This window comes from Polaromonas sp. P1_G2, assembly GCF_056405515.1.
In genome coordinates this window covers 1-387 of record NZ_JBFUBY010001534.1, presented here as the reverse complement: position 1 = coordinate 387, position 387 = coordinate 1, and the positions used below count along the sequence as shown (strand labels likewise).

The 387-nt window shown below is 63.6% G+C and carries 1 protein-coding gene; it reads left to right on the top strand.

Going from position 1 to position 387, the window contains the following annotated elements:
* Positions 1 to 387: aminotransferase class I/II-fold pyridoxal phosphate-dependent enzyme (locus AC1D0P_RS31425; RefSeq protein ID WP_477680302.1), on the top strand; the 387-nt coding region annotated here is incomplete at both ends.

Genomic DNA, 387 nt, shown 5'->3' with positions numbered 1-387 from the left:
GCTATACATCGGCCAAGCGCGAGGTGGTGGACTGGCTGCGACAGCGGTCGCGGCCATATTTGTTCTCCAACACGCTGGCGCCGGTGATCGCGGCGGCATCGCTGAAAGTGTTCGACCTGATCGAACATGGCGATGACCTGCGCTGGCGCCTATATGACAATGCGGCGCTTTTCCGCAGCGAGATGACCAGACTCGGCTTCACGCTGGCCGGCGAGGGGCATGCGATCATCCCGGTGATGCTCGGCGATGCGGCGCTGGCGCAGGAAATGGCGGCGCGGATGCTGGAAAAGGGTGTCTATGTGATCGGCTTCTCCTTCCCGGTGGTGCCGAAGGGGCAGGCGCGGATCAGGACGCAGATGTCGGCGGCGCATCAGCGGAGTTATGTGG